This window comes from Pseudomonas sp. DF5, from assembly GCF_058148225.1.
In genome coordinates this window covers 133,042-149,353 of record NZ_JBYVYM010000005.1, presented here as the reverse complement: position 1 = coordinate 149,353, position 16,312 = coordinate 133,042, and the positions used below count along the sequence as shown (strand labels likewise).

At 59.2% G+C, this 16,312-nt stretch carries 14 protein-coding genes; 4 read left to right on the top strand and 10 right to left on the bottom strand.

The genetic code is table 11. The annotated features are described in order from the left end of the window. Positions 1-41 precede the first annotated feature (41 nt). From garD to kdgD, 4 genes are all read right to left on the bottom strand, one after another. Complete coding sequence (garD, locus tag AC30D7_RS06955) at positions 42-1,595, bottom strand: galactarate dehydratase (protein WP_028939876.1); 1,554 nt, start codon at positions 1,593-1,595, stop codon at positions 42-44. A gap of 11 nt (positions 1,596-1,606) precedes the next feature. Continuing rightward, on the bottom strand, positions 1,607-2,974 hold the full coding sequence (locus AC30D7_RS06950; RefSeq protein WP_305411137.1) for an MFS transporter: 1,368 nt from the start codon (positions 2,972-2,974) through the stop codon (positions 1,607-1,609). Positions 2,975-3,142: 168 nt separating this feature from the next. Then, positions 3,143-4,588 (bottom strand): aldehyde dehydrogenase family protein, encoded by a 1,446-nt coding sequence (locus AC30D7_RS06945; RefSeq protein ID WP_490133540.1) that lies wholly within the window; start codon positions 4,586-4,588, stop codon positions 3,143-3,145. 74 nt (positions 4,589-4,662) lie between these two features. Then, a complete protein-coding gene (gene kdgD, locus AC30D7_RS06940; RefSeq protein WP_007939720.1) occupies positions 4,663-5,574 on the bottom strand; it encodes a 5-dehydro-4-deoxyglucarate dehydratase in 912 nt (303 codons plus the stop codon). A gap of 235 nt (positions 5,575-5,809) precedes the next feature. Between kdgD and AC30D7_RS06935 the strand changes: the two genes are divergently transcribed. Together AC30D7_RS06935 and AC30D7_RS06930 are read left to right on the top strand one after the other, a co-directional pair. After that, positions 5,810-7,141, top strand: coding sequence for a phospholipase (locus AC30D7_RS06935; protein WP_490133539.1), 1,332 nt, complete (start codon positions 5,810-5,812; stop codon positions 7,139-7,141). A 14-nt stretch (positions 7,142-7,155) separates the two neighbouring features. Further along, positions 7,156-7,347 (top strand): hypothetical protein, encoded by a 192-nt coding sequence (locus AC30D7_RS06930; protein WP_490133538.1) that lies wholly within the window; start codon positions 7,156-7,158, stop codon positions 7,345-7,347. Positions 7,348-7,501: 154 nt separating this feature from the next. Here AC30D7_RS06930 and AC30D7_RS06925 read toward each other — a convergent pair whose 3' ends face one another. From AC30D7_RS06925 to AC30D7_RS06910, 4 genes are all read right to left on the bottom strand, one after another. Beyond that, positions 7,502-8,251 carry a FadR/GntR family transcriptional regulator gene (locus tag AC30D7_RS06925; protein ID WP_490133537.1) on the bottom strand — a complete coding sequence of 250 codons (750 nt, stop codon included), beginning with the start codon at positions 8,249-8,251 and terminating at the stop codon, positions 7,502-7,504. Between the two features lie 177 nt (positions 8,252-8,428). After that, the gene (locus tag AC30D7_RS06920) at positions 8,429-10,156 is read right to left on the bottom strand and encodes an ABC transporter ATP-binding protein/permease (RefSeq protein WP_490133536.1); all 1,728 of its coding nucleotides are present in this window, start codon (positions 10,154-10,156) and stop codon (positions 8,429-8,431) included. Positions 10,157-10,252: 96 nt separating this feature from the next. Next, positions 10,253-10,813, bottom strand: a complete 561-nt coding sequence (locus AC30D7_RS06915) for a response regulator transcription factor (protein WP_007939714.1) — start codon at positions 10,811-10,813, stop codon at positions 10,253-10,255. Beyond that, positions 10,806-12,068, bottom strand: a complete 1,263-nt coding sequence (locus AC30D7_RS06910) for an ATP-binding protein (protein WP_490133535.1) — start codon at positions 12,066-12,068, stop codon at positions 10,806-10,808. Before AC30D7_RS06910 ends, AC30D7_RS06915 begins: the two co-directional genes overlap by 8 nt. Positions 12,069-12,460: 392 nt before the next feature. On the opposite strand from AC30D7_RS06910, the gene AC30D7_RS06905 reads away from it, so the two are divergent. Next, entirely contained in the window at positions 12,461-13,180 is a 720-nt protein-coding gene (locus tag AC30D7_RS06905; RefSeq protein WP_007939711.1) for an SIMPL domain-containing protein, read from the top strand. A gap of 211 nt (positions 13,181-13,391) precedes the next feature. On the opposite strand, the gene AC30D7_RS06900 is transcribed toward AC30D7_RS06905, so the two are convergent. Continuing rightward, positions 13,392-13,763, bottom strand: a complete 372-nt coding sequence (locus AC30D7_RS06900) for a DUF6124 family protein (RefSeq protein WP_490133534.1) — start codon at positions 13,761-13,763, stop codon at positions 13,392-13,394. Between the two features lie 393 nt (positions 13,764-14,156). Beyond that, complete coding sequence (locus AC30D7_RS06895) at positions 14,157-14,507, bottom strand: NIPSNAP family protein (RefSeq protein ID WP_105340048.1); 351 nt, start codon at positions 14,505-14,507, stop codon at positions 14,157-14,159. Between the two features lie 194 nt (positions 14,508-14,701). On the opposite strand from AC30D7_RS06895, the gene AC30D7_RS06890 reads away from it, so the two are divergent. After that, entirely contained in the window at positions 14,702-16,312 is a 1,611-nt protein-coding gene (locus AC30D7_RS06890; protein ID WP_490133533.1) for an ABC transporter substrate-binding protein, read from the top strand.

The following is a 16,312-nucleotide window of genomic DNA, read 5'->3' as shown; positions in this document are numbered from 1 at the left end:
GATCCCCTGTGGGGCTTGCCGCGATGAACGATAACGCGGCCTTACGTGATCGGTGCCGGGTTGAACAGGGTGATATCGTTATGCAGCTTGTGCTGCTCCGCCCACGTCTGTTTCTTGCCGCTGGCCACGTCCAGGTAGTAGTGGAACAACTCCCAGCCGAGGTCTTCGATCGACGCCCGCCCGGTGGCAATCCGCCCGGCATCGATGTCGATCAGGTCCGGCCAGCGCTGCGCCAGTTCTGTGCGAGTCGACACCTTCACCACTGGCGCCATCGCCAATCCATAAGGCGTACCACGCCCGGTGGTGAACACATGCAGGTTCATCCCCGCCGCCAACTGCAACGTCCCGCAGACAAAATCACTGGCCGGGGTCGCGCAGAAAATCAGCCCTTTGCGCTTGAACCGCTCCCCAGGGCCAAGCACCCCGTTGATCGCGCTGCTGCCGGATTTGACGATGGAGCCCAAGGACTTCTCGACAATGTTCGACAACCCGCCCTTCTTGTTCCCCGGCGTGGTGTTGGCGCTGCGATCCGCTTCGCCCTTGGCCAGGTAACGGTCGTACCAGTCCATTTCCCGCACCAGTTCCTGAGCAACTTCTTCGGTTTCCGCCCGGGACGTCAGCAGGTAAATCGCATCGCGCACTTCGGTGACTTCGGAAAACATCACCGTCGCACCAGCCCGCAGCAACAGGTCCGAGGCATAGCCCAAGGCCGGATTGGCAGTGATCCCGGAGAACGCATCGCTACCGCCGCACTGCATGCCGAGAATCAGCTCGGACGCCGGCACAGTTTCCCGACGGCGTTGATCGAGCTTCTTCAAACGGGTTTCGGCCAGCGCCATGATCTGCTCGATCATCTCGGTGAAACCGTGACTGGAATCCTGCAAGCGATACAGCCACGGCTCGCTGAGATCCACCGAACTGTCGTTCTCATGCATCACCTGCCCGGCCTGCAATTTCTCGCAGCCCAGGCTGATCACCAGTGCCTCGCCCCCCAGGTTCGGGTTGCGCGCTAGGTTGCGCACAGTGCGGATCGGGATGTAGGCGTCAGTGGCGGTGATCGCCACGCCACAGCCGTAACTGTGGGTCAGCGCCACCACGTCATCGACGTTCGGGTACTTGGGCAGCAATTCGTCCTTGATGCGTTTTACCGCGTGATCCAGCACGCCGGTGACGCACTGCACAGTGGTGGTGATGCCGAGAATGTTGCGCGTGCCGACGGTGCCGTCGGCGTTGCGATAGCCCTCAAAGGTGAAGCCTTCCAGCGGTGCCTGCGCGGCCGGCACTTCGGTGGACAGCGGCAAGCTGTCCAACGGTGGCGCGGTGGGCATGCGCAGTTGATCTTCCTTGACCCAACTGCCGCGAGGAATCGGCTGCAACGCGTAGCCAATGGTCTGGCCGTAACGAATCACCTGGCCGCCCACGGGAATGTCCTCAAGGGTGACCTTGTGGCTCTGCGGCACAAAATCCACGGTGACCAGGCCATCGGGGAATTCGGTGCCGGCCGGCACGCCCTGATCGTTGACCACGATCACCACATTGTCCCGCTCGTGCAGGCGGATGTAGCGCGGCGAATCGGAATGTTCAATCAACTGCATGACGCCGCTCCTCAGGAATGCGCTTCAGATAACTTGTTGTTCGTTTCAGGACCGCTGACTGGCGGCTCTTTGAGCACAACGCGTTTGATCGGGCCAACGATCACCAGATAGCTGAATACCGCGACCAACGCGTTGCAACCGACGAACACCAGCGCCCACTTGAACGAGCCGGTGGAGCTGATGATGTAGCCAATGACGATCGGCGTGGTGATCGACGCAATGTTGCCGAAGGTGTTGAACAGGCCACCACTCAAACCGGCGATCTGTTTCGGCGAGGTATCGGACACCACCGCCCAGCCCAATGCGCCCACACCTTTGCCGAAGAAGGCCAGGGCCATGAAGCCGACCACCATCCATTCAACATCCACGTAGTTGCAAGCCACGATGCTGCTGGAAACCAGCAGACCGGCGATGATCGGCGCCTTGCGGGCGAAGGTCAGCGAATGGCCCTTGCGCAGCAGATAGTCAGAAATCACCCCGCCGAGCACGCCACCGATAAACCCGCAGATTGCCGGTAACGAGGCAATGAAACCGGCCTTGAGAATGGTCATGCCACGCTCCTGCACCAGGTACACCGGGAACCAGGTCAGGAAGAAATAGGTGATGCCGTTGATGCAGTACTGGCCCAGGTACACGCCGAGCATCATGCGGTTGGTCAGCAACTGGCGGATGTAGTCCCACTTCGGACCGTCGCCCTTTTTGCCTTTGCCCTTGTCCGAGTCCATGTCAACCATGCCGCCGTTGTCGGCGATGTGCTTGAACTCGGCGTCGTTGATCATCGGGTGCTGGCGCGGACTGTGGATAACTTTCAGCCAGATCCCCGAGAAGATGATGCCGATCACACCCATGACGATAAACACGTGCTGCCAGCCGAAGCTGTAGACGATCCAGCCCATCAGCGGTGCAAACAGTACGGTGGCGAAGTATTGCGCCGAGTTGAAGATCGCCGAGGCGGTGCCGCGTTCTGCGGTCGGGAACCACGCCGCTACGATGCGTGCATTACCGGGGAAGGATGGCGCTTCGGCCAGGCCCACCAGAAAGCGCAGCATGAACAGCGCGACGACGGCGGTGGAAAGCCCGAACTCACCGACATAGCCTTGCAGTACGGTGAACAGCGACCAGGTAAAGATGCTCAGGGCATAGACTTTTTTCGAACCGAACCGGTCCAGCAGCCAGCCACCGGGAATTTGCCCGGCCACGTAGGCCCAACCGAATGCGGAGAAGATATAACCGAGGGTGACCGCGTCGATGCCGAGGTCTTTTTGCAGGCTGGAGCCGGCGATTGCGATGGTGGCCCGGTCGGCGTAGTTGATCGTGGTCACCAGAAACAGCATGAGCAAAATCAAATAGCGGACGTGAGTCGGCTTGGTCGATTGCATTGTAGATGTACTCCCACTGATTATTTTTATGCGGGTAATAACGATTTCTTTGTCGTATCTGGCTTTTGTGGGAGCCGGGCTTGCCCGCGATGCAGGCACCGCGCAGAGTCAGTCTCAACGCGGTGATGCTATCGCAGGCAAGCCAGCTCCCACAGGTATTGCGGTGTATCAGGAACCGACGTAGGCAGTTTTTACGACCGTGTAGAACTCTTGCGCATAGCGACCTTGCTCACGTGAGCCATAGGATGAACCTTTACGCCCACCGAACGGAACGTGGTAATCCACGCCGGCGGTCGGCAGGTTGACCATCACCATCCCGGCCTGGGAATAGCGCTTGAAGTGGTTGGCATACTTCAGCGACGTGGTGGCGATGCCCGCCGACAGACCGAATTCGGTGTCGTTGGCCATCTCCAGCGCTGCTTCGTAATCGGCTACACGCACGATATTGGCCACCGGGCCGAAGATCTCTTCGCGGCTGATGCGCATCGCAGCTTCGCTGTCGGCAAACAGCGTCGGGGCGAGGAAGTAGCCCTCGGTGTCGCACGTCACCAGACCACCGCCGCTGACCAGACGCGCACCTTCGGACTGGCCGATGTCGATGTACTTCAGGTCCTGCTCCAACTGCGCTTGCGAGACCACCGGGCCGATGTCGGTGCCGGACTTCAACGCATGACCGACCTTGATCGACTTCATGCGCTCGGCCATGGCTTCGACGAATCTGTCGTGAATCCCGGCGGTGACGATGAGACGGCTCGACGCGGTGCAACGCTGGCCGGTGGAGTAGAACGCGCTCTGCACCGACAGTTCGACCGCTTGCTTGAGGTCGGCATCGTCGAGAATGATCTGCGGGTTCTTGCCGCCCATCTCCAGCTGCACCTTGGCCTGACGCGACACGCAATTGATCGCGATCTGCCGGCCCACGCCGACCGAACCGGTGAAGCTGATGCCATCGACTTTCGGGCTGTTGACCAGCGCCTCGCCGACCACTCGACCGCTGCCCATCACCAGGTTGAACACGCCGGCCGGGAAACCGGCGCGGGAGATGATTTCCGCCAGCGCCCAGGCACAGCCCGGCACCAGATCGGCAGGTTTCAGCACCACGCAGTTGCCGTAAGCCAAAGCCGGAGCGATTTTCCACGCCGGGATCGCGATCGGGAAGTTCCATGGCGTGATCAGGCCGACCACGCCCAGCGCTTCGCGAGTGACTTCGACATTGACGCCCGGACGCACCGACGGCACGTAGTCACCCGACAGGCGCAGGCATTCACCGGCGAAGAACTTGAAAATATTGCCGGCGCGGGTCACTTCGCCGATGGCTTCGGGCAGGGTCTTGCCCTCTTCCCGGGCCAGCAACGTGCCGAGCTCTTCGCGACGGGCGAGGATCTCGCTGCCGACTTTATCCAGTGCATCGTGTCGAGCCTGAATACCGGAAGTGGACCACGCCGGGAACGCGGCGCGAGCGGCGTCGATGGCGGCGTTGACCTGAGCCAGATCGGCCTTGGCGTAGTCACCGATGGTGTCGGTCAATTCCGACGGGTTGATGTTGCTGGAATAGTCGGCGCCGGCGACCCATTGGCCACCGATGTAGTTGTCGTAACGCTTCAAATCAGCCACGGCTTGCACCTTTTAAAAGAAGTCCTCACACAAAAAGCCGCTGATTGCTCAGCGGCCTTGGGGTTTGTCGGGTGTTACTGCGCACCCTGCTTGTCGATCAGCGCGGCGAGCATTTCGTACTCTTCGCCCGTCAGATCGGTCAGCGGTGCACGCACCGGACCTGCGTCATAACCGGCGATTTTTGCCCCGGCCTTGACGATGCTCACCGCGTAACCGGCTTTGCGGTTGCGGATATCCAGGTACGGCAGGAAGAAGTCATCGATGATTTTGCCGACGGTGGCGTGATCTTCGCGAGCAATGGCGTGGTAGAAATCCATCGCGGTTTTCGGGATGAAGTTGAACACCGCCGAGGAATAAACCGGTACGCCCAAAGCCTTGTAGGCCGCGGCGTAGACTTCAGCGGTCGGCAAACCGCCCAGGTAGCTGAAGCGATCGCCGAGGCGGCGACGGATCGACACCATCAGCTCGATATCGCCCAAGCCATCCTTGTAGCCGATCAGGTTCGGGCAACGTTCAGCCAGACGTTCCAGCAGCGGTGCGGTCAGGCGGCAGACGTTGCGGTTGTAGACCACCACACCGATTTTTACCGATTTGCACACGGCTTCAACGTGCGCGGCAACTCCGTCCTGGCTGGCTTCGGTCAGGTAGTGCGGCAACAGCAACAGGCCTTTGGCGCCCAGGCGCTCGGCTTCCTGAGCGTACTCGATAGCCTGGCGGGTCGAACCGCCGACGCCGGCGAGGATTGGCACGCTGCTGGCGCAGGTGTCGACCGCAGTCTTGATGATTTCCGAATACTCGCTGGCCGCCAGAGAGAAGAACTCACCGGTACCGCCTGCGGCGAACAACGCCGAAGCGCCGTATGGAGCCAGCCACTCGAGACGCTTGATGTAGCCCGCGCGATGGAAATCGCCCTGAGCATTGAAGTCGGTGACCGGGAACGACAGCAAGCCGGAAGAGAGGATGGACTTCAGTTCTTGTGGATTCATTATTCGAACACCCTGGGTAGCAACATTGTGTGAGAAAACCGTTCAGCTCTCGCCGAAGTTGTAGGTCATCGTACAACTTAAAATGCAACCGTCAACTGCATTTCATCGCCGCTCTCAGCATTTGAGTCAGAAAAGGTAATTCCTTGACGTAGGAAGTTTCTCATCTATGATTCAGACAACTGTATATACATACAGCTAAATTGAACTTTGCCTACGACATATCAAGGAGCTAGAAATGTCAGGTCTACACGCACAACCGAAGGAAAATACCCGACAGGTCATTGCCGATCTGGATGATCTTTTTACCGCGCACGGTATCGCCATTTCCGGTGACGGCGACGCGCTTAAACTCACCGATGGAAGTCATCACCACACCAAACATCAGCGCCGTGGCCTGCTGCCCGTAGCACCGAAAGATCCACGCAAAGACCTGCCCCGGTTGAGGTTCGAGGGGGCAGAACATACTGCAATCGGCGACAGCACCCTGCTGCGTTTCGTCAAGGATGCACCCGCGCTGCCGGCCTGGCAGGTGGAATTGCATCTGCCCAATGGCCTGGCATTGACCTATGGTCAGGTGATCGCGCTGGGGGGTGATTTTTATGGAATTCCCGAGCAACCGATCAACGAAGGCGCAACAGCCCAAGAGCGAATCCAGCGCTTTACCAACGCCTTCAACTCCCTGGCGGTGCTGCCGGCGTCAAACGCCGAGGCGAAGCTGATTCTTGGTGTGATGCAAAAGGAAATCGCCGCAATCAATCAGGCGATCAAGGACGGTAAACAGCCTCACGAGGCTTATGAGGCCCTCGGAGATACGTTGTCGGAAGAGTGGAACAAGATCACCGGCGGCGGCAGTTTCGTCTCGGCACTGTTCCCTTTGGGGCGTTACCTGAAACTGGCCGCCAACAATGCCGACCACTTTGGCGAATGGGCGTTGCTGGCTTACATCGCCGGGCACACGGCCGCGTTGCAACAAGCGGTGCTGGCCCACAACAGCGGCGATGAAAAGCAGTTGGAGCTGGCCTATGCGATGAACGCTTTTGCCGACCACTCTCTCACCGACCTGTTTTCCGCAGGGCATTTGCGAGTGCCGCGTAAACAGTTGGCGGCGGCGGTCACGCCGAGTGATCTGGGCTCGTTGATCACCCGCTTCATGCACGACGAAGACAGCAAGTTCGGCCTCAATGTGCGCAATGGCAACGGTGATCGCTGGCGCTCCTATGGCGACAAACGCTATTTCGATGCGATCGACAGTGCTAACCGCACGCAGGTGAATCAAGCGGTTCAAGTGTCTGCGAATGAAGTGTTCGCGGCGTACCTCAGTGGCATCGCCCCGGCGCCCGGCAGCTTTGCTGCTTTGAAAAATCTGCCAGACCTGCAAGCGGCGTTGAGTCCGGCAGGCAATTTCTCGCCACTGTTCAGGGTCGAGGGCAACAAGGTGTTGCGGCGCAAGGACGTCAACAACTTGAACGACACCGCCACCGTGGATGATTGGTGGGGCTGGAGCACTTATCTGCTGCTCAAGGACTACAAACCAACCGGCGTGCTGAATTCAGCGGCCAATGCCTGATAAGGAGATCACTGATGACTATCAATCTGAAACTGGAATTGGCTTCTGGCCAATCGCTGAAAGGTGCACCGCTGGAGTTGCTGTCGAAGGGCTTGCCGGTTGCTCGCGCGGTCGTGGATGACCGGGGGCATGCAGTCTTCGATGCCAAACCTGGGGCTGCTGAGTTGGCGGTGAGAGTGGATCGTTCAATTTTGAAGGCTGGCTGACATATTCCAGGAAGGTCACTGACCTCATCGCGAGCAGGCTCGCTCTCATTGGATCTGTGTACGATTACATTACTGTGATCGACTCAAAATCCTGTGGAAGCGAGCCTGTTCGCGATGGCAATCTGTCAGGCATCAAATCCCCAAACCCGCAAACTTATCCTCGCTGCGCCTGCGCCTCTTCATGCGCCTGGCGCAGCCGCTCACGGCTATTGGTCAGGTGCAAACGCATCGCGGCCCGCGCCGCATCGGAATCCTGGCGGGCAATCGCATCGTAAATCTCTTCGTGTTCACGGCTCAGGCGACTCAGGTAGTGCTGCTGGTCGTCATGGGCCAGGCGCGCGGAGTTGAGGCGTGTGCGCGGAATGATACTGGTGCCCAGGTGGGTCATGATGTCGGTGAAATAACGATTGCCGGTGGCCAGGGCGATTTGCAGGTGGAACTGGAAGTCTGACGCCACGGCATCGCTGGCGTGGGCGACGCTTTCGTTCAAGGCATCGAGGGCGGCGCGCATTGCGGCCAACTGCTCAGGGCTGCGACGTTGTGCGGCAAGGCCGGCGGATTCCACTTCCAGGCTGATGCGCAGTTCCAGAATCGCCAATACGTCGCGCAAGGTCACTACGGTCGCCGGGTCGATGCGAAAACCGCTCGGGCTCGGGGTGTCGAGCACGAAGGTGCCGATGCCGTGACGGGTTTCCACTTGCCCTGCGGCCTGCAAACGGGAAATCGCTTCGCGCACCACGGTTCGGCTGACGCCATGGGCATTCATGATCGCCGACTCGGTGGGCAACTTGTCGCCACGCTTGAGCTGACCGTCGCGGATCTGCTCGGACAACACCGTGACCAACTCCTGTGCGAGGCTGCGGCGCTTGCGAGGGAGGCGAGGTGCGTCGATCGGGTTTTCCATGGTGAACATCGGTCTCGAAAAAGCGGCTGAAACCGCATCATAGCGCATGCAGGTTGTACGATCACCACACCCCCGTAGGAGCGAGGCTTGCCCGCGAAGGCCTTCACGCGGTTTTCCATTGAAGACCGCGTTATCGTTCTTCGCGGGCAAGCCTCGCTCCTACAGGGGATGGGGTGTTCAGGCGGTGACGGCCTGGTCCACCAGGTGGCCATTCTCGATGCGCACATGCCGTGGATGGAAACGTTTCAGGCTGCTGCGATGGCCGACGCTGACAATGCTCAAGCCCGGCAACTCATCGATCAACGCCTGATACAGCGACGCTTCATCCTCTTCATCCATCGCCGAAGTGGCTTCGTCCATGTACAGCCATTGCGGCGCATACAGCAGCGCACGGGCGAAGGCCAGGCGTTGCTGCTCACCCGGCGAGAGCATGCGCTGCCAGTGATTGGCTTCATCCAGACGCGAAACCAGGTGCGGCAAGCGGCAGGTTTCCAACACGTGGACGTAGCGCTCGTGCGGGTAGGTGTCGCCCGGCTGTGGATAACTCAACGCCTCGCGCAGGCTGCCAATCGGCAGATAGGGCTTTTGCGGCAGGAACAGACAATGCGCCGTCGGTAGGCGGATGCTGCCGTGGCCAGTAGGCCAAAGGTGCCCCATGGCTCGCAGCAAGGTCGATTTGCCGCTGCCGGAACGACCGCTGAGCATGACACGCTCGCCCTCCTCCACGGTCATGTCGGCATTGGTCAGCAAATGACGACCGTCAGCCAGGTCGAGGCCAAGGTTATGCACCCGTAGCGCCGAGCCCTGATTCTGCACGTCGATGGCCGGCGAGCGCTCTTCGTTGTCGGTCATGGCCTGACGGAAACTCAGCAGACGATCACAGGTGGCGCGCCACTCGGCGAGGTCCTGGTATGCAGTGATGAACCAGCTGAAACTCTCCTGCACGTTGCCGAATGCCGAATTGATTTGCATCAGCTCACCGAGTTCGATCTTGCCAGCGAAATAGCGCGGCGCCGCAACCATGAACGGGAAAATGATTGCGATCTGGGCATAACCCGAGGTGAAAAAAGTCAGGCGCTTGGACACTTTCATGATGTCCCAAAAGTTACGCCAGACCAGGCCGAAACGGCTGCTCAGACGACGGTTCTCGTTGGGTTCGCCGTTGTACAGCGCAATGCTTTCGGCATTCTCGCGGACCCGCACCATGGAGAAACGCAAGTCGGCTTCGAAACGTTGCTGGTTGTTGTTGAGACCGATCAAGCGACGACCAATCACATGCGTCAGCCAGCTGCCGACGGCGGCATAAACCAGCGCGCACCAGAACATGTAGCCGGGAATCGTGAAGCCCAATACTTCGATACTGCCCGACACGCCCCACAAAATGATCGAGAACGACACCAGGCTGACGACGTTACGGATCAAGCCCAGGCCCAGGCCCAACGTGTTAGTGGTGAATTTATTGAGGTCTTCGGAAATCCGCTGGTCCGGGTTATCGGTGTAACCGCCCTGCTCCAGCTGGTAGTAATTCTTGTTTTCGAGCCAACGGGCGAAGTGCTTTTCGGTGAGCCAGGCCCGCCAGCGAATGGTCAACATCTGGGTCAAATAGAGCCGGTACACTGCGCCGACAATCGCCACCGCCGCGATCCCGCAAAAATACAGAATCAGCCGCCAGAACGCCGCTTCATCCTTTTGTTGCAGGGCGTTGTAAAAATCCTTGTACCAAGTGTTGAACCACACCGAAAGCCCCACGCTGAACAGCGACAGCGCGATCACAGCGATCAACAGCGTCCAGGCCTTGCCCTTCTCTTCGCTGTGCCAGTAAGGCGTGGTCATCACCCACACTTTGCGAAAAAACTGCCCGCGCACAGCATCGTTGACCGCGGAATATTCAGCGTTCTGATTCATGGATAAGGCTCAATAAAGAAAAGAACACACAAGAACCGATCATAAATGATCGGCTCGTGTGATCGCGAGGGCTGGCGATAACCGTTCAGCGCTCGTTCAGCGACGGACCGGGCGCTTCTGCAGTTTGCGCTGCAGCGTGCGGCGGTGCATGCCCAGGGCGCGGGCGGTGGCGGAGATGTTGCCTTCGTGCTCGGTCAGGACGCGCTGGATGTGCTCCCACTGGAGACGGTCCACGGACATCGGGTTTTCCGGCACCAGGCTGTCGAGGTCGGCGTGCTCGGAGAGCAACGCGGCCAAAACGTCATCGGCGTCCGCCGGTTTGCACAAGTAATTGCAGGCGCCACGCTTGATCGCCTCGACGGCGGTGGCAATGCTCGAGTAACCGGTGAGGATCACCACGCGCATGTCCGGGTCGAGTTCGAGCAGCTTGGGCAGCAACACCAGGCCCGAATCGCCGTCCATTTTCAGGTCCAGCGCGGCGTAGTCAGGTATATCGGCCTGGGCGATGGTCAGACCCTCTTCGGCGGAACCTGCGGTGCTGACGCGAAAACCACGGCGGGCCATGGCGCGGGCCATCACGCGGGTGAAGGTTGCATCATCGTCTACCAGCAGCAAATGCGGCAGTTCTTCGCCTTCAACTTGGATCTCGTCACTCATGTTCGTCTCCTCGGGCGACACGGGGCAGGCGCAGCTCGGTGAGCGTGCCGCCTTCCTCATGACTGTAGAGTTTCACTGAGCCGCCGGCGCGTGTCACGCTGGCCTTGCTCAAAAACAGGCCCAGGCCGAAACCTTTGCCCTTGGTGGTAAAAAACGGTTTGCCGATCTGCTCGGCGATAGCCAGCGGTACACCGGCACCATGGTCGCGAATGCTGATGGTCAAGTCTTCGACGGTCCAGTCCAGGGTCACTTGCAAGCCTTCAGGGCAGGCATCGGCGGCGTTGTTCAGCAGGTTCAACAGCGCTTGAGTCAAATCCGGCGGCGGCGCCATGCGCGGCACCGTGCCCTGACCCAGACGCTGGAAGCGATAACTGGCCTCAGGACGCATCAGGTGCCAGCGGTTGAGCGCTTCGTCGAGCCAGTCGGTGACATCCTGCATCTCCACCGCCATACGACGATTGGCCTCGGCGGCGCGCACCAGTTGCTGCAAGGTTTCCTTGCACAACTTGACCTGATCCTGCAAAACCTTCAGATCGTCCTGCAACATCGGATCGGGGTGATCCTGCTGCATCTCTTTGAGCAACACGCTCATGGTCGCCAGCGGCGTACCCAACTCATGGGCGGCACCGGCAGCCTGAGTCGCGACGGCCAGCAATTGCTGATCGCGCAGGCCTTCCTCGCGACGGATCGCGCGCAGCTCTTCCTGCCGACGCAGCTCTTCCGCCATGCGTGCAGCAAAGAAGGTGATGACGGCGGCAGCCAAGGCAAAACTCAACCACATGCCGTAGATCTGCAGGTTTTCCCGGGCGATGGGGAAGGTTTCCAGCGGGTAGAACCGCGCCAGCAGCAACGTATACAGCGCCAAAGCGATGCCGGACAGAATCACCGAATAGCGCCACGGCAGCGTCACGGCGGCGATGGTCAGCGGCACCAGGTAATAAGAGACGAACGGGTTGGTCGAACCACCGGAGAAATACAACAAGGCACTGTGGATAAACAGGTCGCAGGCCAGTTGCAGGGCGTATTCAAGCTCGGTGACCGGCCAGGAAGTGCGCAGGCGCACGGCGGTGAACACACACAACAGCGTCGAACAGCCCAGGGTCATCGCCAGCGGCACCCACGGCAACGGCAGCAGTTGGAGCCAGTAGGCCAGGCCCACGGAGCCGGCCTGGGCGGCGAGCACCAGAATCCGGATGAAAGTCAGCCGCCAGAGGTTCTGGCGAGTGGCGGAAGTGATTTGAACGGGGGCGAGCATGAGCTCTCCTGATGAGCGCTCCAGGCGGATCGCACGGAGTATAACCAAGCCACGGGCATGAGAGGCGAAAGTGCGGCAAACGACCACAGTTGCGGCTCATGGATTTATAAGTGAATGCTTCGCCGATGAGCCCCTGTGGCGAGGGAGCTTGCTCCCGCCGGCCTGCGAAGCAGGCCCCAACCATTCAACCGGATGAAACTGGCAAACCGCGCATACCGACTTTGCGACTGCTTCGCAGCCGAGCGGGAGCAAGCTCCCTCGCCACAAAAGCCCGGCACCGGTTGAGACTGTATAGAAGTTGTAACTGTGCGAACCGTATCGTTGAAGCTAGAGTCTGATGGTTTCACGCAGGTTCGGACCCTAACCCCTGCGCATCGTCCAAGGAGCTTTTCATGCACACATTGCGCCGCAGCGCCGCCCTCCTCGCCTTAAGCGTTGGCACCGCCGCCAGCCTCCCGGCCCTGGCCGTCGACGAACTGCATTACAACCAGATCTCCCTGCGCGCCGAAGTCAGCCAGGAAGTGGCCCGCGACCTGATGATCGTGACCCTCTACACCGAAGAACAAAACACCGACCCGGCCAAACTCGCCGCCGACGTCAGCACCACCATGAACAAGGCGCTGGCCCAGGCCAAGCAGGTCAAGGACATCACCCTGCGTCAGGGCAGCCGCAACAGCTACCCGATCTACGACACCAAGGGCCAGAAAATCACCGGCTGGCGCGAACGCGCCGAACTGCGCCTGGAAAGCTCGGACTTCGCCGCCCTGTCCAAACTCACTGGCGAATTGCTCACCGACCTGAAAATGGGCGGCATGGACTTCGCCATCGCGACGCCAACCCGCAAAGCCAGCGAAGACGCCCTGCTCAAAGAAGCCGTGACCGCCTTCAAGGCCCGCGCCCAACTGGCCACCGATGCCCTGGGCGGCAAGAGCTACAAAATCGTCAACCTGAACCTCAACAGCAACGGCTATCCACAACCGTACATGCGCGGGCCGATGATGATGAAAGCCGCCGCCGGCATGGATTCGGCACCGGTGACGCCAGAAGTTGAAGCCGGCACCAGCCAGGTCAGCATGACAGCGGATGGGGCGATTGAAGTGTTGATGCCTTGATTCGATAAGTCTGTATAAAGAACGGCGATCACCGAAGTGATCGCCGTTTTTTTGTGTCAGAAGAATCTGGTTGTGACAGTCAGCTTTGTGGTGAAAGCCGGCCGCCATCGCAGGCAAGCCAGCTCCCACAAGGTCAGCGCCATTTCAAGATCGATGCAAAGCCTGTGGGAGCTGGCTTGCCTGCGATGAACGATGACGCGGTGATTCAGGATTAAGACTGCGGATCAACCCGATCCAGCGCCCGATTCACCGCCAACTCCGCCAGCATGATGATCTGTTGAATCGCCAACACTGTATTGCGCTGCGGGCCGATCAAGTGGGTAGCGAAATCGCTGGCCAGGACACTGGCCGAGGCCAATGACTCGCAGGCTTGTGCCAGGAGACTTTCGGTGTCGCTGTCCGGGGAAACCAGGAACATCGTGCTGGGGCGACGAGGTTTTGCGGCGTAAGGTTTGGGCGGATCGAGGTAGTAGTCGAGCGCACGTTTTATCGCTTCGCGGTCTTTGAGTAGCTCTTCGCTACGCAAAGCTTCGGCGTTGGGTGTGGTGGTGTTGAAGGGTGGGTCGGGAATTAACTTATCCATACAACTTCCTTTTGATATTGGAGCCATCAATTTCCGATCTCACTCGGCGAAGAGGTGGCAGCTATGTACGGTGTGAGATTACCGGCAAAAGGAACCCGGCCAGACCGAAGTCTGCCCGCACACAGCCGCCATAACGCATTTGCTGGCAGCGGATAAGCTGACGGCAATTATGGGGGGGCTAGCGCTGGTTTCCAACTGTTTAGCCGGGATCTCACTCCCGATCGCTGAGTTTTCAGCGACAGCCAAAGACTAGAGAGTCCGCTTCCGACGGACAACCTGAAAGATGCGTGGGAAAGGTCTGCGTTCTGACACATCGATTAAACATTCAAAAGCGGAACGCGGAGCGTTCCTGGCGGCGTTCCCACGCGGGAGCGTGGGAACGCTCATTGAGCATCAGCTCTGGATAGATTTATGGGAAGCTCTGATGGCATCAATCGCCTCTTGAGTGAGCGTCATAACGGTCGTTGTGCTTACTTCAATCCGACTGATGATGTCTGCTCTCGGACCTTGCTTCCAATCAGTACTTGAGTAAAAAAGATCTTGAGAGGCTTGGCGATGATTTTCGCTCTCGTAGGAGCGAATTAAGTGATAACTGTCATCGTCATGCAAAGAGCCGCCATAAGAAACAACATCCATACCCGCCTTTAAGTGAAGCGGAACGCTTACTTCCCGCATTATTCGATGGAAATCCAATCCTGATCCCGGTTTCAAGGTGTACATCAGGATTTCAACAATTCGAGTCATTCCAAATCTTCCCTGTGGGATTTCAGTTCCTGCCTAAGGATATATGCTGGCTGATCCGCCGCCTTCGCGGGCAAGCCTCGCCCCGGTCAACTATGCCCAGATAGAGGGGTCCCCCTCAAAAAACGATATTTCCACCCTCCCCGCCAACAACGCTACCCTCAGGAAAATATCGCCGCAAAGCCCTCGGGGACTCCATGGAAAGAACCACCGTCAAACCACTTCTGCTCGCACTCGCCCTCGCCACAACCGCATCACTGGCACAAACCGCCCAAGCCGCCACCACCCTGGTTTACTGCTCCGAAGCCAGCCCCGCCGGCTTCGACCCCAGCCAATACACCAGCGGCACCGACTTCGACGCCTCCGCCGAAACCGTCTTCAACCGCCTCACCCAATTCAAACGCGGCGGCACCGAAATCGAACCCGGCCTGGCAACAAAATGGGACGTGTCCGAGGACGGCCTCACCTACACCTTCCACCTGCGCGACGGCGTGAAATTCCACACCACCGACTACTTCACCCCCACCCGCGATTTCAACGCCGACGACGTGCTGTTCACCTTCCAGCGCCTGCTCGACCCGGACAACGCCTTCCGCAAAGCCTACCCCGCCGAGTCGCCGTATTTCACCGACATGGGCCTGAACACCACGATCAAAAGCATCGACAAGGTCGACGATCACACCGTGCGCTTCAGCCTGAACAACGTCGACGCCGCGTTCGTGCAAAACCTCGCCATGAGCTTCGCCTCGGTGCAGTCCGCCGAATACGCCGCCCAACTGTTAAAGGAAGGCAAAGCCGCTGACCTCAACCAGAAACCGGTCGGCACCGGCCCGTTCGTGTTCAAGCGCTACCAAAAGGACTCGCAGATCCGCTACGCCGCCAACAAGGCCTACTGGAAACCCGAGGACGTGAAACTCGACAATCTGATTTTCTCGATCACCCCGGACGCCGCCGTGCGCTTACAGAAGCTCAAGGCTGGCGAGTGCCAGGTCAGCGGCTACCCACGCCCGGCAGACATCGAAGTGATGGAGCAAGACCCGAATCTAAGGGTGCTCAAGCAAGCCGGTTTCAACCTAGGCTTCCTTGCCTACAACGTGACCCACCCGCCACTGGACCAACTCAAGGTGCGTCAGGCGCTGGACATGGCCATCGACAAGCCGGCGATCATCAAGGCTGTCTACCAGAGTGCCGGGCAACTGGCGCAAAACGCCTTGCCACCGGCGCAATGGTCGTATGACCCAAGCATCAAGGACGCCCCGCACGACCCGACTAAAGCCCGCGCGCTACTGAAAGAAGCAGGGGTTGCCCCCGGCACCACCATCAATTTGTGGGCCATGACCGTGCAGCGCGCCTCCAACCCCAATGCGCGGATGTCGGCACAGATGATCCAGCAGGATTGGGAGAAAGTCGGGATCAAGGCCAACATCGTCAGCTATGAATGGGGCGAGTACATCAAGCGCGCCAAGAACGGTGAGCATGACGCAATGATCTACGGCTGGACCGGCGACAACGGTGACCCGGATAACTGGCTCGGCGTGCTCTACAGCTGCGCTGCGGTGAAAGGTAGCAACTACGCCAAATGGTGTGACCCGGCCTACGACAAACTGGTGCAGCAAGCCAAGGTGTCCACGGACAAACAACAGCGGGTCAACCTGTACCAACAGGCACAGCAAATCCTTAAACAACAAGTACCTATCACACCGATTGCCAACTCGACGGTGTTCCAGCCACTGCGCAAGGAAGTCACCGACTTCAAGATCAGTCCGTTTGGCCTCACACCGTTCTATGGCGTGGGTATAAATAAGTAA